Source organism: Paraburkholderia solitsugae (assembly GCF_013177695.1).
Taxonomy (GTDB): domain Bacteria; phylum Pseudomonadota; class Gammaproteobacteria; order Burkholderiales; family Burkholderiaceae; genus Paraburkholderia; species Paraburkholderia solitsugae.
Genome location: NZ_WOEY01000090.1, coordinates 82,679 through 109,086 on the forward strand (window position 1 = coordinate 82,679; position 26,408 = coordinate 109,086).

Consider the following 26,408-nt stretch of genomic DNA (forward strand, 5'->3'; position numbering starts at 1 on the left):
ACTTTATGAAAAAGCACCGGCTGCCGTCGTTCGCCGCTCTTGGACTTTGTCTGTGCCTGCTTGCAGGGCAATCCCACGCAGAGGAAGAGAAGGTACTGAATCTGTACAACTGGAGCGATTATTTCGCCCCTGACACGTTGTCCGAGTTCCAGAAGGAAACCGGTATCAAGGTCCGTTACGACGCGTACGACAGCGACGAGACACTACAGTCCAAGCTGATGACAGGGGACAGCGGATACGACCTGGTGTGGCCGACCAATGATTTCATGGCGAAGCAGATCCAGGCTGGCGCATTTTTCAAGCTCGACAAGAGCAAGCTGCCGAACCTCAAGTATCTGGACCCCGCGCTGCTGAAATTGATGGCGCGGTCCGATCCCGGCAATCAGTACGGCGTTCCGTACATGTGGGGCACCGTGGGCGTGGGATATGACCGCGCCAAGGTCAGCGCGATCCTCGGGAAAGACATGCCCGTCAACAGCATGGACTTGCTGTTCAATCCGGCGATCGCGTCGCGCATCGCCGCGCACTGCGGTATCGGCTTGCAGGACTCAGCTAGCACGGTGCTGCCGTTGGCGCTGCGCTATGTCGGCCGCGATCCGGTGAACCCGACCGCGCAAGACTATGCCGTCGCGCAGACCATGCTGCAGAAAGTCCGGCCTTATATTCATCTGTTCGTCGATTCGGCCAACGCCAACGAGTTGATCGACGGCGAACTGTGCGTCATGGTGGGCTACTCCGGCGCGATCAACGTGGCCTCGCAAAAGGCTCGGGAGTTCGACCGCAAGCGTGACATCGTCTACGACATCCCGAGCGTGGGCAGCCTGATGTGGTTCGACGGCATGGTCATTCCCAAGACCGCGAAGCACCCGGACAACGCGCATGCGTTCATCAACTACATCCTGCGGCCGGACGTCGTGGCGAAGATCTCCAATGCCACGCGATACGCTAATGCCAATCTGGCCGCAGTGAAGCTGATGGACCCGGCGCTGGTCAATAATCCGAACATCTATCCGAATGAGCAAAAGAAACGGACTCTGTTTACGCCGGTGGTCGAAGCACCCGCCACCGCTCGTCTGGAGGGCCGAATCTGGCTCGGCCTCAAGGCGAGCAAGCCCTGAATGGCCGGCTATGCATAAAGTTTCACCGAAATGGTTGAGGTGTTTTTCATGACGACAAGACGTCATTTCCTAAAACGGGGATTGCTGGCCTCCGGCGGCGCGCTGTTATCGGGCGCGCTGGGCAGCGGCTTCAGTACGATAGCGCTCGCGCAGAGCGACAACTGGCAGATGCCGGACGAAGGCGGCACCCACGCCGCGACCTGGATGGCATTCGGCCCCAGCGAGGAAATCTGGGGCGGCAAACTGCTGCCCGTGGTCAGAGAGAATCTGGCTGGCATCGCGAAGGCCATTGCAGCGCACGAGCCGGTGAAAATGCTGGTGCGGGAAGAAGACCACGACATCGCCGCTCGCCTCTGTGGTGCTGCGGTCGAGCTCGTGCTTCAACCCGTCGATGATTTGTGGATGCGCGATACAGGGCCCGTGTTTGTCAAAGGATCCGCAGGCCAGATCGGCGCCGTGGACTTTAACTTCAACGGCTGGGGGAACAAGCAGCAGCACGAACAGGACGCGGAAGTCGCGGCCTTCGTCGCGCATCGAGCCGGGGCGACATTACTCGAAACGCGTCTGGTGCTGGAAGGCGGCGGCATTGAGGTGGACGGCGAAGGCACGGCCATTATCACGCAGAGCTGCGTACTGAATTCCAATCGCAATCCGGGTCTCAGCAAGGCGCAGTGCGAAGCGGAATTGTCCCGCCTGCTCGGGCTGCGGAAAATCATCTGGCTGCCGGGCATTGCAGGCAAGGATATTACCGACGGCCATACCGACTTCTATGCGCGCTTTACGAGCCCGGGTGTCGTGGTCGCCGGGCTCGATCCGGATCCGTCTTCCTACGATCACACGGTGACGAAGCGCCATCTGGAGATCTTGCGCAAGTCCACCGACGCGAAGGGCCGTCCATTGAAGGTAGTGGTGCTGCAAGGCCCGGCGACCGTGCGCCGCAAGTATGAGAACGACCAGTTCGCGGCCGGATACATCAACTTCTATGTGTGCAACCACGCGGTGATCGCCCCGGAATTCGGCGACAGCAAAGCGGACCGCAATACGCGCGATGTTCTCGTGGATCTGTTTCCCGGCCGGGACGTGATTCAACTGAATATCGACGGCGTCGCCGCAGGCGGCGGTGGAATTCACTGCACGACACAACAACAACCCAGCTGATCACCCATCGCGGGCCGCTCCACGATGCGGGCTCGCGATTCTCCCACGCGACAAGTAAATGACTCAAACAGGTCGGGTGCTGCCAATCGCCGTCAGGCAGTGACCGGTCATGAGGCGACGGTCGCGCTGGCGCGCTTCGGCCGCGTGAATCTCGACCGGGTAGTTCGCGTCTTCGCCGCGGGACTGGTCGTAGCCGGCCTCTTGCAGCTGGACGAGTTCTGCGCGCACCTGTGCGCGGGTCAACGCAGGAGCGTCGGTGCCTGCAAAAGCGGGAGCGGCAATAGCGCTTGCAACGATAAGGGCAGCAAGAATGCGGACCTTCATGAATTTCTTCATCGAGGAAAAGAGTTTGGCGAGTGCCCCTGAAGCTTTCATGGCTTCAATTTAATAATATGTATTACGAATAAATATATCAGGAGCCGTTCCCGCAAAAACGACTCCTGTGCCGCCTCAGAACGGCTTGGTCGGCAAATACTTTCCGTCGAGTGTGATCACGGCACGCGAGCCGCCTTCCGGATCGTCGACTTTCTTGATGTCGAGCTTGAAATTGATTGCGCTGATAATGCCGTCTCCGAACTTCTCATGAACCAGCGCCTTTAGCGTCGAACCGTAAATCTGCACCATCTCGTAGAACCGGTAGATCGTCGGATCGGTCGGCACGCCGCCGGGGATGCTGCCGCGCACCGGAATCGTCTGCAGCAGGCGCACCGCGTCTTCACCCATGTCCAGTTTGTCGGCCACGACCTTGGCGGCGTCCGCCGGCAGCGGATGCTGGCCGAGCAGCGCGGCGGTGACGAATGCGAGGCTGAGGCCAGTGCCTTCGGTGATCTGCTCGAACGTCAGGTTCTTGCGGACCTTCGCGTCGATGATCGCGTCGGCTAGGATTTCACGGGGGGCCTGGCTATATTGAGATTGCGTCATGATCTTGCTCCTTGAGATGGGATGAAGTTGAAAAGCAGTGGTTCAGGCAGCGAGGTTGAGTCGAGCCGGGCTTGCACAAACATGCGGATGTTCCGCGAGAGAAACGAAGCGGTTCGTCGTGCCGTCGAGCGTATCGATCGAGCCGGTTTCGATGTCGTACACCCAGCCGTGCAAGGCCAAATGTCCTTGTTCGAGCGCGAGCCGTACGGAGGGGTGAGTCTTGATGTTGGCAAGCTGGGCCACCACGTTTTCGCGGACCATCGAGTTGACCCGGTCTCGTTCGCTCCTGTGCTCACGCGCCTCGTTGACGACTTTCGCGGAATCCGCGTAGTGCAGCCAATTGCGCACGGCCGGCATGTGGTCCATGCACTTGCAGGTAGCGATTGCCGTCATCGCACCGCAATCGGAGTGACCGCAGATCACCACATCGGTGACGCCGAGCGCGGCGACCGCGTATTCGATCGTGGCGGACACGCCGCCCGGTTCCGGGCCGTACGACGGCACGATGTTGCCGGCATTACGGATCACGAACAGGTCGCCCGGCTCGCGCTGCGTGACGAGTTCCGGTACGAGCCGGCTGTCCGAGCACGAGATGAACAAGGTGCGGGGGTGCTGGCTCGTGGCCAGCTGCTTGAAAAGCTCGGAGCGCTGCGGGAACGCGTCGCGCTGGAACTTCAGGAAGCCGTCAATGATTTCTTGCATGTTTCGCTCCATCGGGGTGAGTCACGGGGGTTATTGCAAACCGATGGACGAAGAATGCGCCGCTCAAACTATAGTGTCCAAGATCGGTTTATTATCTTCTCTATAGGCAACGCCAATAGTTCGAGAGGGGCTCCATGCTGCTCCGGCACATCCGTTACTTTCTGGCGGTCGCGGAACATCGCAATTTCACGCGCGCGGCCGAGGCGCTGCACGTGTCGCAGCCGACGCTGTCGCAACAGATCAGGCAGCTTGAGGACACGCTGCGCGTGCAGTTGCTCGACCGGTCCGGCCGGACGATCCAGCTGACCGACGCCGGCGCGGCTTATGTGCGCTACGCGCAGCGCGCGCTGCAAGACCTGGAGGCGGGCACGCGGGCGATTCACGACGTGCAGGAATTGAACCGCGGCTCGCTGCGCCTCGCCATGACCCCGACGTTCACCGCCTACCTGATCGGCCCGTTGCTGGAGCAGTACAACCGCCGCTATCCGAACATCACGCTGAACATCCTCGAAATGCCGCAGGACCGGATGGAGACGCTGTTGAACGAAGATGCGCTCGATGTCGGCATCGCGTTCACCGATACGCAGTCCCCCGACGTCGAGACCCATGTCCTTTTCGTCGAAGCCCTGGCGATGGTGGTCGGCAAGTCTCATCCGCATGCGAAGAAGCGCGCTGCATTGACGCTTCCCGAGTTCGAAAACGAAGCGCTCGTGCTGCTCAACGAAGAGTTTGCTACCCGCCAGACCATCGATCGATATTGCAAACAGAATGGCGTCGCGCCGCGCATTGCAATGGAGGTCAATTCGATCAGCGCGGCTATCGAGATCGTACAGCGTAGCGAGCTCGCAACGCTTCTACCGGCCGCGATCGCGCGCGCACACAGCGAACTGTGTCTGGTACACCTGGAGCCGGCGCTACCGCAGCGGACCGCTGCGCTGCTACTGCGCAAAGGCGCATATCGAACCGCAGCAGCGCGGGCATTCGTCGCGCTTGCCCTTGAGGAAAGCGCGGCTGAGCCGGGTGGCCGACGGGCGAAGCTGGCTTCGTAAAAGGCAAACAGTAGGAACCGCCTCGAATGCTGGTAGCTGAGGTGAAGCTCTCGGCCGTCGGCTCTCGTGCACTTGCCGGGCGCCGCTAGCTGTCCTACGTTTGGTTGCAGATGACTGACGAGATATCGAGGGGGGAGACGCATTTCTGTTTCGCCGGTCATGGCAAGTGCAGTGAGCATCTGACAAAATCTCTAGAAGAATACTAAGAATGGAGGCAGCTTGCGGACGGTCGAATACCGCTTTTCCACCATTTGGCGCATCGAAGCGCCCGTGCAGGACGTTTGGGCGGCAATCCACGATTCGGCGCGCTGGCCCGAGTGGTGGAATAACGTCGAGCGCGTGGACCAGCTAGAGGCGGGGTCAGATCATGGCGTGGGCGCTGTGCAACGCTATACGTGGAAAGGCTGGTTACCCTATCGCCTCGTGTTCGATATGCGGGTGACGCGCGTCGACCCGTTGGTCGCGCTGGAGGGAGAAGCCAGTGGCGACGTCGAAGGCACCGGCCAGTGGAGCTTTTCGACCGACGGACGCAACCTTACCGTGGTCCGCTATGACTGGTATGTGCATACGAACCGCGCGTGGATGAATGCACTGGCACCGTTGTTGCGACCGGCTTTCCAATGGAACCACGATGCAGTGATGCGCGAAGGCGGCGCGGCGCTAGCGCGGCGGCTGGACGCGCGGCTGCTTGACATCGAGCATGGATAAAGCCACCGCGGCAATGGATTGAACGCTTCGCAAAGTTTTGCGAAGTGTGGGGAGGCATTCGCGGACCATCAGGCCGCGAGCTTTGCCCGGCAATGGGGCCGGGCAAAGCAGGGTGTTCATATTCGGCGACCCTGGCGGATCTTTATCCGCCAGGGTCCGCCTTCCCGAAAGTCGCTTCAAACCTTGACGACAGAGGCCCGATAGATCTCGTCGATGCTCTTCGCCAGCGTCGCGTCGAATTCACTGTCAGTCATTGATTCCTTGAGTTCGTTGATCAATGCCCTTGAGAAGCTGGCAATCATGCCGTGATTTCCAGCGAGCCGTTCGCAGGCGTCGGCTCGCGTGTAGCCTCCTGAAAGCGCGACTACCCGCGCGACGCGCGGGTGCTCGATCAGTGGACGATAGAAGTCCGCTACGTCAGGTATGGTCAGCTTGAGCATCACGCGACGGCTATCCGGCAAGGCGTCGAGACCTTTGGTCAGTTCCGCGAGGAGGGTGGCTTCCGCCCCTGGCTTGTCCGGACTCTTGATCGAAATCTCGGGTTCCAGTATCGGCATCAGGCCGTGCGCGTCGATCTGCGCTGCCAGTGCGAACTGTTGCTTCACAATCGCAGCGATACCGTTTTCCGAATTCAGGTTGATGACCGACCGCATCTTGGTGCCGCAGATACCGCGCTTCGTGGCCCGATCGAGCAGCTCGTCCAACCCGGGTATCGGCTTCATCAGTTGCACACCGTCGGCTTCGGCTTCCAGGCCCTTATCGACCTTCAGGAAGGGTACGACGCCGCGCTCCTCCCACAGGAACGTCGGAACGGGTTTCCCCTGTGCCTGTCCGTCCATGGTTGCTTCGAACAGAATGGCCCCGATGACCTTGTCCCCTGTAAAGGCAGGCGCGGTGATGATGCGCACCCGCATCTCGTGGATCAGTTTGAACATCTCGGCGTCACCGCTGTAGGCACTCTCCGGAATGCCGTAAAGCTTCAAGGCGCCGGGGGTCGATCCGCCGCTCTGGTCCAGGGCCGCGAAAAATCCCTGTTTTTCACGAACTTGCGCAAGCATCTTCTCATCTGCCACGATCGTCTCCCTCTTTCAAGAACCGAATATCGGACCAGGCACGTCTGATCCGGACCCATTGCGTTCAGTACGTTTAGTGTACTGGCATTCACGCGAATATCAGACTCCGTGAAGAGACGGTCGCCGGCGTTGCCACCGAACGACCGTTCTTGATACGTTCCCTCGCTGGGCGGCGCTCGTGACATCGATCGGAACGCCGCTGGAGGATCAAGGCTGGCCTGGGTCCACAGGTTGCCCCCGTCGAACCCGGACCAGTTTAGAACACCTTCACCGGCACGTTCACCACCAGCCGGTACTCCATGTTGTTGCCGTCGGAGTAATAGCGCGAGGCGTTGTGCCACATCGCGATGAACGTGACCTTCGTGTCCTTGAAGCGGCCGCTTTGGAGCGTATAGCTCGGAATGAAGCCGAACTCGTGATGGTGGCCATGCACCGGTTCGCCGTTCTTCCAGTACAGGTTGTGCAGCGGTGCCGACGCCGAAGCATTGTCCGCGGCACCTGCCGACGCGTCCGCGCCCCAGCCGTACTCGCCCCAGAACATCGCCTTGAGCCCCGGCACGCCGGCGTACTTACCGTCGAATGTGTAGCGCAGTTGCAGCGACTGCTCATGCGGCGCGTTGTAGTCGACGTCCATCGAGTTGGTCAGGTAGATACCGTTGGTCTCGTTGACGTAGTCGAAGAACTGGTCGCCGAGCACCTGCTGGTAACCGAGCAGCAGCGCATGCGGGCCGTGCTGCGCGGAGACCGACAGGCTGTACGCGTTGCTGTTGATATGTCCCTGGCGTGATGCGCCGGTATCGTGCGTCGAATAGATATTCGCGAGGCCGCTCCACTTGATGGTGGTCGGGTCGCCGAACGACTGCGCCACCGAGCCGTAGTACTGACGCCAGACGTCGTCCGCCTGGTCCACGTACAGCGCCATTTCGCCGTTCTTCGCGTAGTGCCACGTGCCGCCTACGTAGGTCAGGCGGTCGATGCGGGTGCCGCCATACGAGGTGGTCAGGTTGGTCAGGTTCGTGTGGCCGCGTGCGTCGACTTTGGTGAAACTGCCGGCTTCTAGCGTCGTATGCACCAGATCGTTGCTGACCGTCGAGACGCCGAGGAACGTCGGCGGCAGTGCGCGGTTGTCGTGCGGTTCGAGGAACGGGTTGGTGACGGTTTGCAGACCGTACTTCACGACCGTTTCCGAAATACGGCCCTTGATGTCATACATACCCGGGTAAGCCCAGGCGAGTTGTTGCGAACCGCCGCCGTCCTTGCCCACGTGCACCATGTTGCCGGCACCTTTGCCGCCGTCGAGCTTGAGTGCGGCAAACAGGGACGCATCCACGCCGAAGCCAATCAGGCCTTGCGTGAAGCCTGATTCGTAGTTGGCTTGCGCGCCCTGAATCCACGCGTGACGATAGATCGAGGGGGGCGCCTGGAAGTAGTCGGAATAGTTGCGGAACTGCAGGTTGAGATGGCTATCGGCGATAAAGCCCTTGCTTGCCGCCTGGCTCGACTGCGGTGCGGGCGGCGTGACCGTCTGGTCGGCTTCCGAGTTGACGACGGCATTGGTGGTGTCGGGCTGATCGTTGCGCACCTGGCCGCCCTGTTCGGCTCTGCGCTTGCCGGGCGTGTTGGCTTGCGAAGTTTGCGAGGCCGATGAAGCTTGCGACCGTTGCGTAGGAGAGGGAAACGTTTGCGCGAGTGTTTGAGTTTTCGTCGTATCGGAGGTGGGCTCCAATACGGCGTCATCGGCGTAGGCACTTGCGCCGATGGTCAGCGCGGGCAGGGTGAATGCGCAGTAAAAGAAGGTGGCGGCACTATTTTTTTTTGACCGGTTTTTTGTTCGGCTATCTTTCAAGGTGTACTTCTCTGTTATTTTGGTGAATCTTTGGCTGGCGGTTAGCCAGTCCACGCTTATCGTTCGTCCCGCTGATGGCAGGACGAACGAATCCATCGGCGCGACGGCCCGCCGCGCCGGGGAATACGGTTTTAAATTGCCAGACTGTTTTTTAGCGGTGCCCCAAGGGGACGTCCTACGAGGCGACCCCCAAGGGGACTGCCTTCGGGGCGTCGCTCACGCGAATGCACGCCACGCGTGTGGCGCTCGCGCCATGCGTGACAGCCTGCGGAATCTCGCTGGCGCAGGCCTCGATCGCATCCGGGCAGCGCGTGCGAAACGCGCAGCCGGAGGGTGGGCTGAGCGGTGACGCAATCTCGCCGCGCAACAGCAGATGACGGCGTGCACGTTCAACCACCGGATCGGGTACCGGTACCGCCGACAGCAACGCGCGCGTGTACGGATGACGCGGCGTGCCATATACGTCGCGCTTGTCGCCGAACTCCATTACACGTCCCAGATACATCACCAGCACGCGGTGGCTGATTGCCTTGACGACCGCAAGGTCGTGCGCGACGAACAACAGCGACAGCGACAACTCGCGCTGCAGATCGCGCAACAGGTTGACGATTTGCGCCTGGATCGAGACGTCGAGCGCAGACACCGGCTCATCGCAGATCACCAGTTGCGGCTCGCCGATCAACGCACGCGCAATGCCGACGCGCTGACATTGGCCGCCGGAAAACTCATGCGGATAGCGGCGCAGATGCTGCGCATTGAGGCCGACGCGTTCGAGCATCGTCAGAACGCGACGCTGCACGTCGGTGCGTGCGACATCCTGGCCATGCGTGAGCAAGGGTTCGGCGACGATCTGTTCGATCGTCATGCGCGGATCGAGCGAGGCGAGCGGGTCCTGGAAAATCATCTGCACGTCGCGGCGCAAGCGCGAGGTGTCGCGGCGCGCGCCCGTCAGCACGGTTTCGTTGTCGAGCCAGCGCACGCTGCCGCTCGCCACCGGCGCAAGGCCAATGATTGCGCGCGCCAGGGTGGACTTGCCGCAACCCGATTCGCCGACAAGTCCCACGGTTTCGCCACGCCGCACGCTGAACGACACGCCGTCCACCGCGCGCAGCGTCGCTTTGCCGGACCACGGAAAGCCGCCGCGCGGCACGCCGAATTGAACCTTGAGATTGTCGACCGACAACAGCGTTGCCGGACTTTGGCCTTGACCCTGGCTTGCAATGGAAGTGGCGTTCATACGTGTTGTACCTCCATGATTTCCTGCACCGGTCGATGGCATGCGCGCAACGCGTCGGCAGCCGTTGGCGACGCTGTGAGTACAGGCCGCGACTCGCGGCATCGATCGCTGCAATACGCGCAGCGCGGCGCGAATGCGCAACCCTCGCCGACTTCGCCGGGCAAGGGCGGATTGCCGGGGATGGTTTGCAGCGGACGGTCATCGTCATCGGTCAGGCGCGGCAACGCGTTCAGCAGGCCGATCGTGTACGGATGCGTCGGCGCGGCGAACAACGTGGCGGCGTTCGCCTGCTCGACGGTCTGGCCGGCGTACATCACCATCACGTCGTCGCACAACCCGGCCACCACGCCCATGTCGTGCGTGATCAGAATGATTGCGGTGCCGCGTTCCTGGTTCAGTTCGCGCAGCAACTCAATGATTTGCGCCTGCACGGTCACGTCGAGCGCGGTGGTCGGCTCGTCGGCGATCAGGATTTCCGGCTCGGAGAGCAAGGCCATCGCGATCATCACGCGTTGCCGCATGCCGCCGGAGAACTCATGCGGATACATGTTGATGCGCCGCGCGGCGTCGGGAATGCGCACCGTTTCCAGTGTTTCGATGGCGCGGCGGCGCGCTTCGCGGCGCGATATCTTGCGATGCAGTTGCAGCGTCTCAGTCATCTGCCGTTCGATCGTCAGGAACGGGTTGAGCGAGGTCATCGGGTCCTGGAAGATCATGCCAATGCGGTCGCCGCGAATCCTGTTCAACGCGGCTTCGTTCATCGTCAGCAGGTTCTCGCCGCGATAAGTCGCAGCGCCTGAAACCTTGCCGTTGCCGGCCAGCAGGCCGAGCAGCGCCATCACGGTCTGGCTTTTGCCGGAGCCCGATTCGCCGACAATGCCGAGCGTGCGGCCCGCTTCGAGCGAAAACGATACGCGTTGCACGGCGTCTACGGGGGTGCCTTCGCGGCGTGTGAAACGCACGCTCAGGTCTTTGACTTCGAGTAGGGGCATGTCAGCGGTCCTTCGGATCGAATGCGTCGCGTAGACCGTCGCCGACGAAATTCACGCAATACAGGGTGACGCACAGCATCACCGCCGGGCACAGCAGCAGCCACGGCATCGATTCGAGCTTCTGCGCGCCGTCCTGAATCAGCACGCCCCAGCTCGTCATCGGTTCCTGTACGCCGAGGCCGAGGAACGACAACACCGATTCCGTCAGCACGATGTTGGGCACCGTCACGCTGGCATACACCACCACCACGCCGAGCAGATTCGGCACGATGTGGCGCGCGATGATCGAACGCGAACTCACGCCGATGGCGCGGGCGGCGTCGATGAATTCACGCGAGCGCAGCGACAGTGTCTGGCCGCGCACCACGCGCGCCATGTCGAGCCACGAGAATGCGCTGATCGTCAGCACGACCAGGTAGAACGCCCGGCCGAACATCGTCATCATCAGGATGGCGATCAGCATGTAGGGGATCGCGTACATCATGTCGACGATGCGCATCATCACCGCATCGACGCGGCCACCCAGATAGCCGGCGGTCGCGCCGTACGCCACGCCGATCAGCCCCGACACCAGCGTGCCGAGCAGACCCACTTCCAGTGATACGCGTCCGCCTTGCAGCGTGCGCGCAAGCAGATCGCGGCCGAGTTCGTCGGTGCCGAACCAGTGCATGTTCGAGAGCGTCGGCGCGAGGCTAATGGCGCTCCAGTCGCTATCGATCGGATTGTTCGGCAGGAACCACGGACCGGCCACGCAGGCAATCACGATCAGCAGCAAGATGACGAAGCCGGAAAACGCCGCGCGATTGCGTACGAAGCGCAGCGCGGCCGTGGCGAGCGGCCCGCGCGAACGCGGCGCTCTTGCAATAGCCGCGAGCGGATCGAGCGCTGCGGCAGTCGATTGAATTGAGCGGGGCATGAATCAGTACCGGATGCGCGGATCGAGCCAGGCATACGCCAGATCGACCAGCAGATTGAACAGGACAGCGACCGCGGTGGTCAGCACGACGAGACCGAGCACGAGGGTGTAGTCGCGGTTGATCGCGCCGTTGACGACCAGTTGGCCGAGGCCGGGCAGGGCGAACACCGATTCGGTGACCACTGCCGCCGTGATCGACGAGATGCAGATCGAGCCGAGCAGCGACACCACCGGCATTAGCGCGGGCTTCATCGCATGGCGCAACACGATCGTGCGGCCCGGCAGACCCTTGGCGCGCGCGGTGCGGATGAAATTGCCCGACAGCACTTCGATCATGCTGCCGCGCATCACGCGCGCGATCGCGGCGACGTTGATGATGGTGAGCAGCACGATCGGCAGCACACGGTAGCGCCACTCGCCTTCGCCCCAACCGCCGGCCGGCAGCCAGCCGTGGCCTTCGGAGGTCTTCAGCAGGATCGCGAAGATCCACACTAGCACCGGACCCAGCACGAACGGCGGCACCACGTTGCCGATATTGCCGAGCACCATCACGAGGTGATCGATGAAACGGTCGCGCCGCACGGCGGCCAGCGTGCCGAGCGTGACGCCGATCACGACCGCGATCGGCACCGATACGCCGCCTACGCCGAGACTCACCGGCAACGCCTTCCACACCAGATCGTTGACCGACCAGTCGGCGTAGCGGAACGACGGCCCGAGGTCGCCGTGCAGCAGCGAGCCGAGGTAGTGGAAGTACTGCAGCCACAGCGGCTCGTCGAGGTGATACTTGGCGTTGAGGTTCGCGAGCACGGCCGCCGACAGGTGTTTCTCCGTGTCGAACGGCCCGCCGGGGGTAAGGTGCAGCAGCAGATAGCACGCGGTGATCACGGCGAGAATCGTCGGGATCGCCCAGAGCGTGCGGCGCAGCGTATAGGCCAGCATGACAGTGCTCCCGCGCTTAGTGCTTGATCAGATACATGTCTTGCGTGGCACGCTGGTCGACGTAGTTGGTAGACGTGTAGCCGCCCACATACGATTTGACCAGCCGGTCGGCCGAGTACTGGAAGAGCGATACCAGCGGGTAGTCGTTCATGGCCAGATCGTGCGCCTGCGTGAGCAGGGCGGTGCGCTTCGCGTCGTCGAGCTGCTGGTTGCCTTCATCGATCAGCTTGTCGACTTGCGGGTTGCAGTAGCGCTGATCGTTCTGCACGCTGTTGCAGCGGATCAGATCGAAAAACGAGTTGGCGTCGTTGTAGTCGACAAACCAGCCGTCGCGCGAGGCCTGCACCTTGCCGTCGTGGCGTTGCTTGAACAGGACCTTTTGTTCGACGTTTTCGAGCTTGGCGGTCACGCCGAGCTTGGTGCGCCATTCCGACGTGGCAAACAGCGCGACCTTCTTGTGCAGGTCGTTGGTGTTGTAGGTGAGCGTGAACGTCAGCGGCTTCGCGTCCGAATAGCCCGCGTCCTTCAGCAGGTTGCGCGCGTAATCGACGCGCTTGGCCATCGGCCAGCTCGCCCAGTCAGGCGTGAAGACGTTCGCGCCTTCCGTGCCCTTGGCGATCAGGCCGTACATCGGCACCTCGCCGTCGGCCGTCAGACGTTTGGTCAGCAGGTCGCGGTCCAACACCATCGCCAGCGCCTGACGCACGCGCTTGTCCTTGAAGGCCGGGTCGTCGTTGTTCAGGCTGTAGTAGTAAGTGGCGATCTGCAGGCCGGTTTTCAGTTCGGAGCCAAACTGTTTGCTCACCTGCGGGTAGATGCCCGACGGAATCGAGTACGTGTAGTCGAACTGGCCGGCCTGATACATGCGCATCGCCGTTTCGTCGTTTTCGATCGGCAGATAGGTCACTTTCGTGATCACGACCTTGCTGGCATTCCAGTACGTGCTGCTTTTGCTCGCCACCAGCCGGTTGCTCGGCTGCCAGTCGGTCAGCACATACGGGCCGTTACCGACGAAGTTGCCCGGCCGGGTCCAGTCGTTGCCGAATTTGGCAATGGTCGCGCGATTGACCGGGGCCATGGCCGGCATGGCGGTCAGTTGCGGGAAGAAGGCGGCGGGCACTTCGGTGGTGACTTCGAGCGTATACGGATCGATGGCGCGTGCGGCGAGGCTCGTCAGTGGCGCCTTGCCGGCGAGAATCGCCTTGGCGTTCTTGACGAATTCGACCAGCACCGTGTATTTCGACCCCGTCTTCGGATCGAGCACGCGTTGCCATGCGTAGATGAAATCAGCGGCCGTGACCGGCTGGCCATTGCTCCAGCGCGCGTCGTGGCGCAGCTTGAAAACCCACGTATCCGGCCCGGTGCGCGTCCACGATTGCGCGACGCCCGGCACGATCGCGCCGGCCGCGTCGATACGCGTCAGGCCTTCGAACATGTCAAGCGCGATCGTGTCGCCGGTCCACGATTCAATATGCGCGGGGTCGAGCGATTCGGTTTCGGCCGGCACCTGGCGGGTCATCTCCTGGCTGGCAGCGAGCGTGACACCCGCGGGTACCATGACGGCGAAGGCGGAGGGCTGAAACGTAAGGACGAGCGCGGTCAGCGCCGTCGCGTAGACGAACGGGGTTTTCATCGGTTGAGATCGCCGGAAAGGTCGAAAGAAGAGCGCGCTGGCGCCAGGGCGCCCGGTTATCCGCGGTGCTCGGGCCGGGGCGGCCCTTGTTGCCCGTGTTGGTTGCGCGACATGCAGGATTCCTTACATTTTGTAATGCAGGCAAACCCTGGCCGGATCAACCGGAAAAGGTGCCTGCTTTTTAAAACAGTCTCGGTGTACCCACCCAGACGACCACCGTCTCGATACGCGCGGTATTCGCCCAGCTATGAGGCACCGTCGATTCGTAATGCGCGCTGTCTCCCGCGTGCAGCACGAATGTCTTGCCTTCCAGCGTCAAAGTCACTTCGCCGCTGATCACATACATAAACTCTTCACCGGCATGCGTGGTGACTTCCGAGCGTTTCTGCCCGGGCGGCATCTTCACGAGAATCGCTTCGAGCTGACGGCCGCCTGTCAAGTTGGTCAATCGCGCAAACAGATTGGCCGAGTCCGCAAAACCGAAAAACTTCAACTGATCGCCGCGGCACATCGAGCGCTCTTCGCTTGGTGTGTCGACGAAATACTGCACCGTCACCCCGAGTGCGTGAGCAATCCCGGCCAGCGAAGTGATGGACGGTGACGCCAGACCGCGTTCGACTTGCGACAAAAACGGTTTGGAAATCCCCGCCGCTGTTGCCGTGTCATCCAGGGTGCGCTTAAGCCGTTGCCGCAGCGCGCGGATCTTGCTCCCAAGTTCGAGTGCCGGGTTGTTCTTTTGAATTGTCGTGACCATAGCAGGAGGAAATTAGCCCGTCAAAATTTGTTTGATATAAGTAAATATGGTTTGATTGCGGTCCAGGCCGGGGTGGCGGGCCGTTCAGCGCCCGGTCGTGCAAGGGACCACATTTTCGAGACAACGCTCTATGTTGCCAGAACCGAAATTCGCTCCCGCCGTTTTGACCGGTAATCGGCGAGAAACTGAAGGCAGATGCGGTAAAGACTGCAGTGTGCATACGGGTGCCGGTATTGAGGCAGATTGAGGATCAGGAAGCGCTAAAGGCATGACATCAAAGACTATTTTCAGTCAAATGCCACCTCGCAACGAAGCGATCTGGCGTGTAAGGGCAGGTAATTGGCGTGGCATCAGTGAATTCCCTGAGTGACGAATCGTGCTTATATTTGCAGAATCAGCCCCGCTTGGCGGTTGGGCGCACGTGTTCGTATCAAACGCGACGCTGGCCGCTGTTTTTCATTCCGCGCGCAGCGATCCTGCGCGGCGGAGCATTGTCCGGCACGTTCCATCCGAACGCTGACCGGCAAGAGGACATGACTATCACTGCTGATTTTTCCCGCTGCGGGCTTCGCGCCCGCCGTCTGGCGCGGCCGCCCACTGCCGCTCGCTGCGTAGCCGGACGCCGGCTATCTGGCCTCCGGACCGCCGGCCGCTGGACCCCCGTTTTCCGAGATGCTTTATCATTGAGCCTGTTCCGCCTGCCGGAACCCGAGCCCAATGTAGCGCAGCGTCCTCCAATCCCCCGAGCGAACTTCCTTCGGGGCGGAGGACTTCCTGCGGGGCGTACCGCGTGGCGGGCCTCTATCCCATCCCCTGGTTTTTCTGCTGGTATTGGCGCCTCAGTTTGCAACCCAGTTTGCAGATGAGCGCGCAGCTCAGTTTCCAGATGAACGTGTAGATGAACGCGCCATTGACTATGCGCAGGCATAGGCCAATGTGTGCGCCGCGCCGCGCATTGTCCGCTGAGCGTTTTTCCAGATCCAGTTTTTCGCGCCGTGTGGCCAGCCCACGCGCCGCCGCAACCGTAAGAACACGAGGTACATGATGAATTCGTCCAATCCCCCCGGCGCACCGGTCTCGCAGACCCGTTCGTTCTCGACGGTCTTTCTGATCGAGATGTGGGAGCGCTTTGGTTACTACGGGATGGCCGCGCTGCTCGTCCTGTTCATGATCGACAAGCTGAACTTCACCGACAGCCACGCCACCCTCACGTGGGGGGCGTTCACGGCACTGGTGTACGCGTCGCCCTCGATCGGCGGCTGGATCGGCGACAAGATTCTCGGCGCGCGCCGCACGATGATCTTCGGCGCCGGCGTGCTGGCGGCCGGCTATTTCATGCTGGCGCTGCCCAATGAGCAATTGAGCTACATGTACGCGTCGCTCGGCGTGATCGTGGTGGGCAACGGGCTTTTCAAGGCGAATGCCGCGAATCTCGTGCGCCGCATCTATGAAGGCGACGATGCGCGCATCGACAGCGCATTCACGATCTATTACATGGCGGTCAATATCGGTTCGACAGCGTCGATGCTCGCGACACCGTGGATCAAGGACCATTGGGGCTGGCACACGGCATTCGCGGTTTGCTGCGCGGGCATGCTGCTGTCGGTGCTGAATTACTTCATCATGTTCCGCACGCTCGCGCATATCGGCTCCGCGCCGGACGCCGAACCGATCCGCTGGAAACGCGTCGGCGCGGTCGCGCTGGGCGGTATCGTGCTCGGCACGGCAACGATGTTCGTGCTGCAACACAAGGCGATTGCCGTGGCCTGCGTGTACACGGCGGGCGTCGCGATTCTGGCGATCTTCGGCTACATGCTGATGAAGTGTGAACGCTCGGAGCGCTCGGGTCTGATTGCCGCGCTGGTCCTGACCGCGCAGGTAATCCTGTTCTTCGTGTTCTACGTGCAGATGTCGACGTCGCTCACGCTGTTCGCGCTGCGCAATGTCGATCCGCGTTTCATGCTGTTCGGCGAGACGCTGTTCACGTGGAGCGCCGCGCAGTTCCAGGCGCTCAATCCGATCTGGATCATGCTGCTGAGCCCGGTGCTCGCGCTGCTCTACACGAAGCTCGCGAAGAGCGGCAAGGACGTGCCGGTGGCGGTCAAGTACGCGTTCGGCTTCGCGGTGGTGGCGGCCGGCTTCTTCGTGTACGCGGCGAGCGGCAACTACGCGGTGAACGGGCGCGTGTCGTCGTGGTTCATGGTGGGCGGCTACGGCTTGTATTCGCTCGGCGAATTGCTGGTGAGCGGGCTGGGTCTCGCGATGATTGCGCGCTACGTGCCGGCGCGGATGAGCGGCTTCATGATGGGCGCTTACTTCGTCGCAACCGGCGTGTCGCAATATCTGGGCAGCGTGGTGGCGAATTTCGCGCAGATGCCGGCGGGCAATATGGATCCGCTCGAATCGTTGCCGCTCTACACCAAGCTGTTTACCGGTCTGGGCTGGCTCGCGGCAGTGGGCGCGCTGGTTGCCGTGCTGCTGTTGCCGCTGATGCGCAAGCTGTCGCGTGAGCATCAGCGTTGCGGCGACGAAGCGCGCGAGAATGCGCGGCAAGCGGCTGCATTGAGCGGCGCGGTGGCGGAGTAACGTGTCACGGCGTCGAAACACGGCGCCAAGGTGCCGGGCGCCAGTCGCAAGAAAGTAAGCGCCGGCCGTTCGACACCCAGCGTCCGCCGCGCTCAGCAGCGAAAAAAATGGCGCGCCCCGTATGACAGGGGCGCGCCATTTTGCGTTTCATGCGCTGCGCTATGCTTGCTCGCTTGCGCGTAATCGTCCCTGCTCCGCGCCTTTACTCCGGCATTTTCCGGAAAGAAACCGCAATCCGGTTCCAGCCGTTGATCGCAATGATCAGCAAGTGGCCTTGTAGAAGTCGAGTCGGGATTGCATGCGCTGTTCCTTGTCGTAAATGTCCGGTAAGTGTCCGCTCCGATGGCGGCGACGGAGGTAAGCTTACGGTTGGTATTGGTCTTTCGGAATAACCATTTCTCGGATATTTAAGGTAACCACTCGGATGGAGATCCATATCGCGGTCGAAGGGCGTCACGATCTGTCAGGACAGATCTACCGGCAGTTGCGTGCCGGCATACTCGAAGGGCGCCTCGCCGGCGGCACGCGTTTGCCGTCCACGCGCGACCTCGCCACGCAACTGGGCGTCTCGCGCAAGACGACGCTCGACGTGTTCGAACGGTTACTCTCCGAAGGCTATCTGCACACCCGCGCCGGTTCGGGCACCTTCGTCGCCGACGGCCTCGAGCGTCTGCCGGTGGAGCGCTCGTCGCATGCTCTCGCTGCCGAGTCCGCGCGTGAGCGGGCGAAGGCTAAACCGAAAGCCGCGGCGCGCGCCCAGCCGCTTTGGGAGCAGATGCCCGAGACCTTGCCGTTGCCGCGCCCCACGGTGGCCTCGCCGCAGGATTTCATCGGTGGCGCGACCGACAAATCGCTGTTCCCCTTCGACGTTTGGCGCCGCTGTGTGAACCACGCATTGCGTGTGCAAGCGCGTGGTCCAGGCACGTATCGCGACGTGGCCGGCGAGCAGGAATTGCGCCTCGCGATTTCGCGCTACCTGGCGTTCAACCGCGCGGTCACGAGCAACTGGGTCGACGTGATCGTCACGCAAGGCGCACAGCACGCGCTCGATCTGATCGCACGCGTCACATTGCGGCCCGGCGAGATCGCGGCGCTCGAAGACCCCGGCTATCCGCCGGTCCAGGCATGCTTCACGGCCACGGGCGCTCGTGTGGTGCCGGTGCCGGTGGACGCTGAAGGCCTGATCGTGAGCAAGCTCCCGGACAAGGCGCGGCTCGTCTACGTGACACCCTCGCATCAGTTTCCGCTCGGCATGCCGATGAGCCTGGAGCGGCGCGTCGAGTTGCTGGAATGGGCGCAGAAACGCGGCGCCGTGATCATCGAGGACGACTACGACTGCGAGTACCGTTTCGAAGGCCGGCCGATGGAGCCGCTGAAAAGTCTCGACCGCGCCGGTCTCGTCGCATACGTGGGCACGTTTTCGAAGACGATTTTCCCGGAGCTGCGAGTCGGCTACGTGGTGCCGCCGGTTTCCCTCTATGGGCCGCTCATCAAGGCCCGCCAGATCGCCGATTGCCACGGCTGCACCCTCACGCAAACCGCGCTCGCGACCTTCATGCTCAACGGCGACTTCGCCAAGCATCTGCGGCGCATGCACAAGACCTATGCGGCGCGCCGCGCGATGCTGCTGAAGCATCTGCAGGGCAATCTCGCGCCGTGGTTCGAACCGATCGTGCCGACCGCCGGCATCCACATGGCCTCGCATCTGAAAGCACCGTTGACCGAGGAGGCGCTGGTGAGCGCCGCGCGTGAAGCGTCGATCGGTTTGTATGGACTCGCGCCGTTTTATCAGCGCGTCAAGCCGCAGCCCGGCTTGATGTTTGGCTACGGCAGCATCGCTGTCGAGCACATCGACGCGGCGCTCACGAAGCTCGCCGGCATTCTGCCGCGCCTCGCGCGCTGACGATCCGAAGCTCGAATATTACTCAAACCTGTCTAATTCCATACAAATAGGTGTCACAAATCAGCCGTACCCTTGCGCCTCTGTAATTGTTTGTCATGCAACGCCGGCCCGGATGAGCCGGCACGACCACACAACAAACCGGAGGGCAGTAGGGATGCGAGTGACGTTTATGGCAGCAAAGAGGATGCGCAGGCTTCGCGCGGTCGGCGCCCTGGGTGGATTGGGCGTGGTGAGCGCGATCGGCATCGCGGCATGCAGCAGCAGCGACATTGAAACACCGCAGTTGCAACCGCAGGTGGCGAACGGTACGAAGGCGACGCTCGCGTTGCTGGAAACGACCGACATCCACACCAATCTCCTCAGCTACGACTACTACAAGCTGGCCGAAGACAAGTCGCTCGGTCTGGAGCGCACCGCCACGCTGATCGCGGCCGCGCGCAAGGAATTCCCGAACACGATGTTGCTCGACGATGGCGACACGATTCAGGGCACGGCGCTCGCCGATTACGAGGCGCAGGTCGCGCCGATCGATTGCAAGACGACGCTCGGCGTCTATAAGGTTATGAACCTGCTGAAGTACGACGCGGGCACGATCGGCAATCACGAGTTCAACTACGGTTTGCCGTTCCTCGCGCAGGTAACCGGCAGCGCGTTCGACGTGCCCAACATGAGCCCGGTGGCGTCGCAACCGGCGTGCGCGGGGCCGAACTTTCCGCTGGTGCTCTCCAACGTGCTCGGCGCGAAATCGCAGCAGCCGATTTTCAAGCCGTACACGATCCTCGAGCGCACGCTGAGCGCCACCACGCCCGACGGCAAGACCGTCAGCGCGCCCGTGAAAATCGGCGTGATCGGCTTTACGCCGCCCGCGATCATGGCGTGGGATAAACGCTGGCTGGACGGCAACGTCTACACGCAAGGGCTGGTGGAAAGCGCATCGAAGTACGTGCCGGAAATGAAGGCGAAGGGCGCGCAGATCATCGTCGCCATGTCGCATGGGGGGCTCGACAATTCGACCTATTCACCGTCGATGGAAAACGGCAGCTACTATCTTTCGAAGGTGCCCGGCATCGACGCGATGCTGATCGGCCACTCGCACCAGGTATTCCCCGACAAGAACAGCACGGTCACGCAATTCAACCTGCCGGGCGTCGACAAGGTGAAGGGCACCGTCAACGGCGTGCCGACCGTGATGGCGAATTTCTGGGGCAAGCATCTCGGCGTGATCAAGCTCGCGCTGAACTACACGAACGGCACATGGACGGTGGACCGCAATTCGAGCACGGCGGAAGCCCGCTCGATCCAGAACGCGGATAACAGCTACGTGGCGGTCGATCCGGCGATCTCGCAGGCAATCGCGGCCGAACACAGTGCCACCATCAATTATGTGAAAACGCCGGTTGGCACGACCGATTTCCGCATGAGCACCTACTTCGCCGACGTGGGCGACGTGTCGGCCATCGAGATCGTCAATCAGGCGCAGGCCGCCTACGTGCAGGACTACATCAGCGCGAATCTGCCGCAATATGCGGGTATTCCGGTGTTGTCGGTGAGCGCGCCGTTCAAGAGCGGCTTTGGCGGCGGCAACGATTTCACCGACGTCGCGCAGGGCAACGTCGCGATCAACAACGCCGCCGACCTCTACCTGTACCCGAACACGATCTACGCGGTGAAGGTGACGGGCGCCGATCTGAAGGCCTGGCTGGAAACCGCGGCGAAGCGCTTCAACAAGATCGATCCGGCTAACACGGCGGCGCAGGCGCTGGTCAGCACCTACCCCGGCTATAACTTCGACATGATCACGTCGAAGGATTTCAGCTACGAAATCGACGTGACGCAAGCGGTCGGCAGCCGGATTCGCAACCTGACCTATCAGGGTGCGGCGATCTCGGAGTCGCAGTCGTTCATCGTCGCGACCAACAATTATCGCGCGAGCGGCGGCGGCAATTTCCCGGGGCTGGACGGCAGCAAGACGATTTACGCGTCGCCGGATGCGAGCCGCGACGTCCTGATTTCCTACATCAAGAAGGTGCAAGCCATCAAGGCGGCCAGCAACGGCAGCGACCGTAGCTGGCGTTTCACGAAGGTGGCGACGGCCGGGCAGGTGACCTTCAAGGCGGCGCCGAACCTGGTGGCGCTCGCGCAAACCTACGGCATCACCAACGTCACCCAGCTCCAGGCCGACGACGGCAGCGGCAAGGGGCTCGCGGTCTACTCGGTGAACCTCAGCCAATGACGGCGCGCTTGTCTTTGAAGCCGGCGGCCGTGGCGGTGACCGTGGCGGTGGCTGTCGCCGTCGTTGCCGGTACGCTCGCCACGGTCGCAGCCACGCGCGTGGCGACGCCCGTCTCCAACGTGCAGATCGACGATTGGCGGATGCAGGGCACGGCCACACACGCGGCGTGGCCGGTGTGGCGGCTGCGCCTCGCCGCGGCGTTCGGCAACGCGGCGGCGCGCGAGGCCCTGGCCGACGTGCTGGTGAGCTCGGCGAAACTCGACGAGCGGCGCGAAGGTGTCGACTTGTACCGTCAACTTGCGCTCGATGCCGTGCCGAGTGCGCAAGCCACGCTCGGCCGTCTGCTGCTGCGCGGACTGCCCGGCATCGCGCCGGATTTTGCGGAAAGTCGCCGCTGGTTGAGCGTAGCCGCATCGCATGATCCGCAGGCTGCCTATGATCTGTCGACGCTTTATCGCAACGGCTACGGCGTCGCGCGCGATCCACGTCTCGCGATTCACTGGCTGGAACGGGCGGCGCACGCGGGTGTGCCGCTCGCACAATTCCAGCTCGCCAACGCGTATCGCTTCGGTTCGACGCTGCCGCATGACGACGCCCTCGCGCTGCAATGGCTGACGCGCGCGGCCAATGCGGAGTTACCCGAGGCAAATCTGGCGCTGGCGATCGCTTATCGCAACGGCGAGCTCGGCATGGCGCGCGACGAAGACGCGTACTGGGCCCACGTGAAAGAGAGCGAGCACGATCTGAAGCACGTCAGCCGGCCATGATCGCGCGTTGAAAAACACCTGAGATTTTCTGTCGCAGAGCAACGTTAGCCGCCCCCTGCAGAGACTTTCGCTGCAGGGGGCGTGTTTTTTCCGCCGCGTGAATCGGCATGGCGAGCGTGCCGGCGAGCCGCGGCCGGGCCATCGAGTCGCCATCCGCCGGCCATCGCCCGGTGCCGAAAGTGCCTCTATTCAGGCATCGAAATGACTTGTAACGCACGTTACGTGTTCGTGTTGCAGACCAGTCCGACGCTCGACGACGCACGTTTACCCGCTAAAACAAGGATCAAAATGTGTTGCGCAGTCTGCGCCGCGCAACAAACCTTCGCTGTTATACACAAAAGAGTCGCGCAAATCGTATTAGCGCTTGTAGAATCCGGCGTTGAAGCGTGCACATACCGTGTGCGCTTCGTGCAATTCACTGACCACTACAGGTAGGAGAAACATGCCGACTTCCGCAAAAAAGGTGGCCAAGAAGGCTGCTGCCCCGGTACCGACCAAGAAGGTTGCTGCAAAGAAAGTTCCTGCGAAGAAAGCCGTCGCAGCTAAGAAGGTCGCCGTGAAGGCGTCCAGCGCTCCGTCGCCGATCAAGGACACCTTCACGAAGGCCTCGCTGGCTGCACACGTCGCTGAACGCGCTGCTGTGGAACCGAAGGCTGCCAAGGCTGTGCTGGCCGCGCTCGAAGACACGATCCTCGGCGCCGTGCACAAGAAGGGCGCTGGCGAATTCACGCTGTCGGGTCTTCTGAAGATCGTCGTGCAAGCTGTGCCGGCGAAGAAGAAGCGCTTCGGCAAAGACCCGTTCTCGGGCGAAGAGCGTTGGTTCCCGGCCAAGCCGGCTAGCGTGCGCATCAAGGCACGTCCGCTGAAGAAGCTGAAAGACGCAGCAGCAGGCTGATCGCGCTTCATGCGTTACGGCGGTTTTTGAGCGAGCGTTTTAACGGTGCGTTGTTAGCCATCCGCTTTTAACCGTCCGCTTTTAACCGTCGTTAACGTTTGAGCCGACCCGCAGTGCGAGTTGTCCGAATCCCCGTGGATGCGAATCCTCGGGGATTTTACTATGGGCGTCTGCTTGCAGTTTGGCGAACTCGCCGCCGCCCGCCACGGTGCCCCGATGCACCGTACTAGCGCATCATGAGCCGCCGCAGTACGATGGCAACGAAGCCATGCCGGTCGGGATGCGCTTTTAGCGTGCATGCACCGTGTGTCGCACGCGAAAAGCTCAGTGGCATAGCGCTTGCTTGAACGTTTGTCGAACACCGAATGCGCAGCGCATTCGCCTTCTATCCGACAACAAGAGCGGGGCGTGACATGCGATGCTATGACGAGATGCGTCATCATGACGATTCCGTGCGGCCACACTACGCGCGCTTTGAGCGGTGGCTGGTGAAGCAGGGCAACGAGGCGATCGCACGCAAGCGTGCGGAAGCCGACCTTCTGTTTCGCCGGGTCGGTATCACCTTCGCGGTGAACGGCGATTTGTCCGGGACCGAGCGGCTGATTCCTTTCGACCTGATTCCGCGCATCATTCCGCGCAGCGAATGGCAGACGCTGGAGGCCGGGTTGCGCCAGCGGGTGCAGGCGCTCAATCTGTTTATCCACGACGTCTATCACGATCGCAACATCGTGCGCGCCGGGATCGTGCCGGCCGAACAGGTCTATACCAACGCGCAATACCGGCCTGAAATGCAGGGCGTCAATGTGCCGCTCGGTGTTTACGCGCATATCGCCGGCGTCGACGTGGTGCGCGCGGGCGACGAGGGCGAGTTCTACGTGCTCGAAGACAACCTGCGGGTGCCGTCGGGCGTGTCGTATATGCTGGAAAACCGCAAGATGATGATGCGGCTTTTCCCCGAGCTGTTCGTGCAGAACCGCATTGCGCCGGTCGCGCACTATCCCGATCTGCTGCTCGACACACTGCGCTCGGTGGCGCCCGAAGGCGTCGACGATCCGGTCGTGGTGGTCCTCACGCCGGGCATGTACAACTCGGCCTATTTCGAGCACACCTTCCTCGCGCAGCAGATGGGTGTCGAACTGGTGGAAGGCAAGGATCTGTTCGTCGACGACAACTACGTGTTCATGCGCACCACGCAGGGGCCGAAACGCGTCGACGTGATCTACCGCCGCGTCGACGACGATTTTCTCGATCCGCTCGCCTTCCGCAACGATTCGGCGCTGGGCGTGCCGGGTCTGTTGACCGCGTATCGCGCCGGACGTGTCGCGCTCGCGAACGCCATGGGCACCGGCATCGCCGACGACAAATCGATCTATCCGTATGTGCCGGAAATGATCGAGTTTTACCTCGGCGAGAAGCCGATCCTCAACAACGTGCCCACGTTCCAGTGCCGTAAGCCTGACGATCTCGCGTACACGCTCGCCCATCTGCCGGAGCTGGTCGTGAAGGAGGTGCACGGCGCGGGCGGCTACGGGATGCTGGTCGGGCCGGCGTCGACGAAAGCCGAAATCGAATCGTTCCGGGAGCGCCTGATTGCGCGGCCCGCGGGTTATATCGCGCAGCCCACGCTCGCGCTCTCCGCGTGTCCGACCTTTGTCGAAGCGGGCATCGCGCCGCGCCATATCGATTTGCGCCCCTTCGTGCTGTCCGGCAAGAGCGTGACGATGTGCGCGGGCGGTCTCACGCGCGTGGCGTTGCAGGAGGGCTCGCTCGTCGTCAATTCGTCGCAGGGAGGCGGGACCAAAGATACGTGGATGGTCGACTGACGCGGTTGCCAATGCGGTTGCTCTTGTAATAGCTCATGTGGCAGCGCATGCAGCAATGCCTGTCGCCATGCAGGCAACCGCGCCCGCAACCCAACGCGCCGGCAGATGAGTCAAACCGCCGCCGGCGCACACGGATAACCCGCGCGAGCCTTTTACTTCTGCAAAGGTCTCGCGTCATCAGATACGGAACGCCGTCATGCTAAGCCGAACCGCCGATCACCTCTTCTGGATGGCCCGCTACATGGAGCGCGCGGAGAACACCGCCCGCATGCTCGACATCAACCTGAAGGCCTTGCTGTTGCCGCAGACGCCCGAACAGGAGGCGCGCGCGCAACGCTCGGTGCTGCGCATTTCCGAACTCGAAAGCGCGTTCGCGCAGCGCTACGATGAACCGACCCGCGAACATGTGCTCGATTTCATGGTGGCCGATGCGACCAATCCGTCGAGCATTCACTCGTGTTTGCAGGCCGCGCGCGAAAACGCCCGCGCCGTGCGCGGCACCTTGACGACCGAATGGTGGGAAACCATCAACGACACCTGGCTCGAGTTCAACGAACGTTCCTCGGCCGGCCAGGCGGCGAGCAATCCGGGCGCGCTATTCGAGTGGGTGAAGTTCCGCTCGCACCTGTCGCGCGGCGTGACGATCGGCACGGCGTTGCAGGACGACGCATTCTTCTTCACGCAGCTTGGCACCTTCCTCGAACGCGCCGACAACACCGCGCGGATTCTCGACGTGCGTTTTGCCGACGTCGAGCCGAATTCACGCGATGCCGCGCGCCAGCTCGAAGACTTCTACTACTGGACTTCGATTCTCAGTTCGGTGTCGGCGCTGGAGATTTATCGCAAGGTGTATCGCGATGTCGTCACGCCGGCGCGGGTGGTCGAATTGATGATCCTGAACCAGCAGATGCCGCGCTCGCTGCTCGCGTCGCTCGAAGGCGTCTGCACGAATCTGGCGATGCTGCGCACGTCCGGCTCGAACCAGTGCGAGCGGTTTGCCGGCAAGCTGCGCGCCGAGCTGGTGTACTCCGACATCCGGCAGATTTTCGAAGCCGGCCTGCACGCCTATCTGACGCAGTTCCTTGCTCGCGTGTTCGAGCTCGGCAATCTGGTTGCGCGTACCTATCTGATGTTGCCAGTCGCCTGACGGAG

22 protein-coding genes are annotated in these 26,408 nt (G+C 62.0%); 11 read left to right on the plus strand and 11 right to left on the minus strand.

Annotation, left to right across the window (positions count from 1 at the left end; translation table 11 throughout):
- The first annotated feature begins 5 nt into the window (after window positions 1-5).
- Window positions 6-1,118, plus strand: coding sequence for a polyamine ABC transporter substrate-binding protein (locus tag GNZ12_RS23320; RefSeq protein ID WP_172314074.1), 1,113 nt, complete (start codon window positions 6-8; stop codon window positions 1,116-1,118).
- A gap of 48 nt (window positions 1,119-1,166) precedes the next feature.
- Window positions 1,167-2,276 (plus strand): agmatine deiminase family protein, encoded by a 1,110-nt coding sequence (locus GNZ12_RS23325; RefSeq protein WP_172314076.1) that lies wholly within the window; start codon window positions 1,167-1,169, stop codon window positions 2,274-2,276.
- 63 nt (window positions 2,277-2,339) lie between these two features.
- Here GNZ12_RS23325 and GNZ12_RS23330 read toward each other — a convergent pair whose 3' ends face one another.
- From GNZ12_RS23330 to GNZ12_RS23340, 3 genes are all read right to left on the minus strand, one after another.
- The gene (locus GNZ12_RS23330; RefSeq protein ID WP_172314078.1) at window positions 2,340-2,600 is read right to left on the minus strand and encodes a DUF4148 domain-containing protein; all 261 of its coding nucleotides are present in this window, start codon (window positions 2,598-2,600) and stop codon (window positions 2,340-2,342) included.
- Between the two features lie 126 nt (window positions 2,601-2,726).
- Window positions 2,727-3,197 (minus strand): cyanase, encoded by a 471-nt coding sequence (gene cynS, locus GNZ12_RS23335; protein ID WP_172314080.1) that lies wholly within the window; start codon window positions 3,195-3,197, stop codon window positions 2,727-2,729.
- A gap of 42 nt (window positions 3,198-3,239) precedes the next feature.
- Window positions 3,240-3,899 (minus strand): carbonic anhydrase, encoded by a 660-nt coding sequence (locus GNZ12_RS23340; protein WP_172314082.1) that lies wholly within the window; start codon window positions 3,897-3,899, stop codon window positions 3,240-3,242.
- Between the two features lie 134 nt (window positions 3,900-4,033).
- Between GNZ12_RS23340 and cynR the strand changes: the two genes are divergently transcribed.
- Both cynR and GNZ12_RS23350 read left to right on the plus strand, forming a co-directional pair.
- Window positions 4,034-4,948 (plus strand): transcriptional regulator CynR, encoded by a 915-nt coding sequence (cynR, locus tag GNZ12_RS23345; RefSeq protein ID WP_172314084.1) that lies wholly within the window; start codon window positions 4,034-4,036, stop codon window positions 4,946-4,948.
- Window positions 4,949-5,167: 219 nt separating this feature from the next.
- A complete protein-coding gene (locus tag GNZ12_RS23350; protein WP_172314086.1) occupies window positions 5,168-5,656 on the plus strand; it encodes an SRPBCC family protein in 489 nt (162 codons plus the stop codon).
- A gap of 176 nt (window positions 5,657-5,832) precedes the next feature.
- Here GNZ12_RS23350 and GNZ12_RS23355 read toward each other — a convergent pair whose 3' ends face one another.
- The 8 genes from GNZ12_RS23355 to GNZ12_RS23390 all read right to left on the minus strand — a co-directional run bounded on the left by GNZ12_RS23355 (window position 5,833) and on the right by GNZ12_RS23390 (window position 15,049).
- The gene (locus GNZ12_RS23355; protein WP_172314088.1) at window positions 5,833-6,729 is read right to left on the minus strand and encodes a fructose bisphosphate aldolase; all 897 of its coding nucleotides are present in this window, start codon (window positions 6,727-6,729) and stop codon (window positions 5,833-5,835) included.
- Window positions 6,730-6,985: 256 nt separating this feature from the next.
- A complete protein-coding gene (locus GNZ12_RS23360; protein ID WP_172314090.1) occupies window positions 6,986-8,575 on the minus strand; it encodes an OprD family outer membrane porin in 1,590 nt (529 codons plus the stop codon).
- A 175-nt stretch (window positions 8,576-8,750) separates the two neighbouring features.
- A complete protein-coding gene (locus GNZ12_RS23365) occupies window positions 8,751-9,812 on the minus strand; it encodes an ABC transporter ATP-binding protein (RefSeq protein WP_172314092.1) in 1,062 nt (353 codons plus the stop codon).
- Window positions 9,809-10,804: an ABC transporter ATP-binding protein gene (locus GNZ12_RS23370; RefSeq protein ID WP_172314094.1), complete on the minus strand. Its 996-nt coding sequence runs from the start codon at window positions 10,802-10,804 to the stop codon at window positions 9,809-9,811. The genes GNZ12_RS23365 and GNZ12_RS23370 overlap by 4 nt, the downstream gene beginning before the upstream one ends.
- Before the next feature lies 1 nt (window position 10,805).
- The gene (locus tag GNZ12_RS23375; RefSeq protein WP_216673330.1) at window positions 10,806-11,720 is read right to left on the minus strand and encodes an ABC transporter permease; all 915 of its coding nucleotides are present in this window, start codon (window positions 11,718-11,720) and stop codon (window positions 10,806-10,808) included.
- A gap of 3 nt (window positions 11,721-11,723) precedes the next feature.
- Window positions 11,724-12,662 carry an ABC transporter permease subunit gene (locus tag GNZ12_RS23380; RefSeq protein WP_172314096.1) on the minus strand — a complete coding sequence of 313 codons (939 nt, stop codon included), beginning with the start codon at window positions 12,660-12,662 and terminating at the stop codon, window positions 11,724-11,726.
- A gap of 16 nt (window positions 12,663-12,678) precedes the next feature.
- Entirely contained in the window at window positions 12,679-14,295 is a 1,617-nt protein-coding gene (locus GNZ12_RS23385) for a peptide ABC transporter substrate-binding protein (protein ID WP_172314098.1), read from the minus strand.
- Window positions 14,296-14,476: 181 nt separating this feature from the next.
- Window positions 14,477-15,049, minus strand: coding sequence for a cupin domain-containing protein (locus GNZ12_RS23390; RefSeq protein ID WP_172314100.1), 573 nt, complete (start codon window positions 15,047-15,049; stop codon window positions 14,477-14,479).
- A 1,044-nt stretch (window positions 15,050-16,093) separates the two neighbouring features.
- On the opposite strand from GNZ12_RS23390, the gene GNZ12_RS23395 reads away from it, so the two are divergent.
- The 7 genes from GNZ12_RS23395 (at window position 16,094) to GNZ12_RS23425 (ending at window position 26,403) form a co-directional block, all read left to right on the plus strand.
- Window positions 16,094-17,635: a peptide MFS transporter gene (locus GNZ12_RS23395; RefSeq protein WP_172314102.1), complete on the plus strand. Its 1,542-nt coding sequence runs from the start codon at window positions 16,094-16,096 to the stop codon at window positions 17,633-17,635.
- Window positions 17,636-18,059: 424 nt separating this feature from the next.
- On the plus strand, window positions 18,060-19,538 hold the full coding sequence (gene pdxR / locus GNZ12_RS23400) for a MocR-like pyridoxine biosynthesis transcription factor PdxR (RefSeq protein ID WP_172314104.1): 1,479 nt from the start codon (window positions 18,060-18,062) through the stop codon (window positions 19,536-19,538).
- Window positions 19,539-19,722: 184 nt separating this feature from the next.
- On the plus strand, window positions 19,723-21,771 hold the full coding sequence (locus GNZ12_RS23405) for a bifunctional 2',3'-cyclic-nucleotide 2'-phosphodiesterase/3'-nucleotidase (RefSeq protein WP_235993852.1): 2,049 nt from the start codon (window positions 19,723-19,725) through the stop codon (window positions 21,769-21,771).
- An 8-nt stretch (window positions 21,772-21,779) separates the two neighbouring features.
- Window positions 21,780-22,538 carry a tetratricopeptide repeat protein gene (locus GNZ12_RS23410; RefSeq protein ID WP_172314108.1) on the plus strand — a complete coding sequence of 253 codons (759 nt, stop codon included), beginning with the start codon at window positions 21,780-21,782 and terminating at the stop codon, window positions 22,536-22,538.
- Between the two features lie 442 nt (window positions 22,539-22,980).
- Window positions 22,981-23,433: an HU family DNA-binding protein gene (locus tag GNZ12_RS23415; RefSeq protein ID WP_028198339.1), complete on the plus strand. Its 453-nt coding sequence runs from the start codon at window positions 22,981-22,983 to the stop codon at window positions 23,431-23,433.
- 413 nt (window positions 23,434-23,846) lie between these two features.
- Window positions 23,847-25,256, plus strand: a complete 1,410-nt coding sequence (locus GNZ12_RS23420) for a circularly permuted type 2 ATP-grasp protein (protein ID WP_121108534.1) — start codon at window positions 23,847-23,849, stop codon at window positions 25,254-25,256.
- 196 nt (window positions 25,257-25,452) lie between these two features.
- Entirely contained in the window at window positions 25,453-26,403 is a 951-nt protein-coding gene (locus GNZ12_RS23425) for an alpha-E domain-containing protein (protein ID WP_172314110.1), read from the plus strand.
- The last annotated feature ends 5 nt before the right edge of the window (window positions 26,404-26,408 follow it).

Bases quoted from the DNA above. Each gene is read 5' to 3' on its own strand.
- pdxR (WP_172314104.1), top strand. From the start codon at position 18,060: ATGGAGATCCATATCGCGGTCGAAGGGCGTCACGATCTGTCAGGACAG.
- GNZ12_RS23405 (WP_235993852.1), top strand. From the start codon at position 19,723: ATGCGCAGGCTTCGCGCGGTCGGCGCCCTGGGTGGATTGGGCGTGGTG.
- cynR (WP_172314084.1), top strand. From the start codon at position 4,034: ATGCTGCTCCGGCACATCCGTTACTTTCTGGCGGTCGCGGAACATCGC.
- GNZ12_RS23325 (WP_172314076.1), top strand. From the start codon at position 1,167: ATGACGACAAGACGTCATTTCCTAAAACGGGGATTGCTGGCCTCCGGC.
- GNZ12_RS23385 (WP_172314098.1), bottom strand. From the start codon at position 14,295: ATGAAAACCCCGTTCGTCTACGCGACGGCGCTGACCGCGCTCGTCCTT.
- cynS (WP_172314080.1), bottom strand. From the start codon at position 3,197: ATGACGCAATCTCAATATAGCCAGGCCCCCCGTGAAATCCTAGCCGAC.
- GNZ12_RS23375 (WP_216673330.1), bottom strand. From the start codon at position 11,720: ATGCCCCGCTCAATTCAATCGACTGCCGCAGCGCTCGATCCGCTCGCG.
- GNZ12_RS23340 (WP_172314082.1), bottom strand. From the start codon at position 3,899: ATGCAAGAAATCATTGACGGCTTCCTGAAGTTCCAGCGCGACGCGTTC.
- GNZ12_RS23425 (WP_172314110.1), top strand. From the start codon at position 25,453: ATGCTAAGCCGAACCGCCGATCACCTCTTCTGGATGGCCCGCTACATG.
- GNZ12_RS23415 (WP_028198339.1), top strand. From the start codon at position 22,981: ATGCCGACTTCCGCAAAAAAGGTGGCCAAGAAGGCTGCTGCCCCGGTA.
- GNZ12_RS23330 (WP_172314078.1), bottom strand. From the start codon at position 2,600: ATGAAGGTCCGCATTCTTGCTGCCCTTATCGTTGCAAGCGCTATTGCC.
- GNZ12_RS23380 (WP_172314096.1), bottom strand. From the start codon at position 12,662: ATGCTGGCCTATACGCTGCGCCGCACGCTCTGGGCGATCCCGACGATT.
- GNZ12_RS23420 (WP_121108534.1), top strand. From the start codon at position 23,847: ATGCGATGCTATGACGAGATGCGTCATCATGACGATTCCGTGCGGCCA.
- GNZ12_RS23390 (WP_172314100.1), bottom strand. From the start codon at position 15,049: ATGGTCACGACAATTCAAAAGAACAACCCGGCACTCGAACTTGGGAGC.
- GNZ12_RS23395 (WP_172314102.1), top strand. From the start codon at position 16,094: ATGAATTCGTCCAATCCCCCCGGCGCACCGGTCTCGCAGACCCGTTCG.
- GNZ12_RS23370 (WP_172314094.1), bottom strand. From the start codon at position 10,804: ATGCCCCTACTCGAAGTCAAAGACCTGAGCGTGCGTTTCACACGCCGC.
- GNZ12_RS23320 (WP_172314074.1), top strand. From the start codon at position 6: ATGAAAAAGCACCGGCTGCCGTCGTTCGCCGCTCTTGGACTTTGTCTG.
- GNZ12_RS23365 (WP_172314092.1), bottom strand. From the start codon at position 9,812: ATGAACGCCACTTCCATTGCAAGCCAGGGTCAAGGCCAAAGTCCGGCA.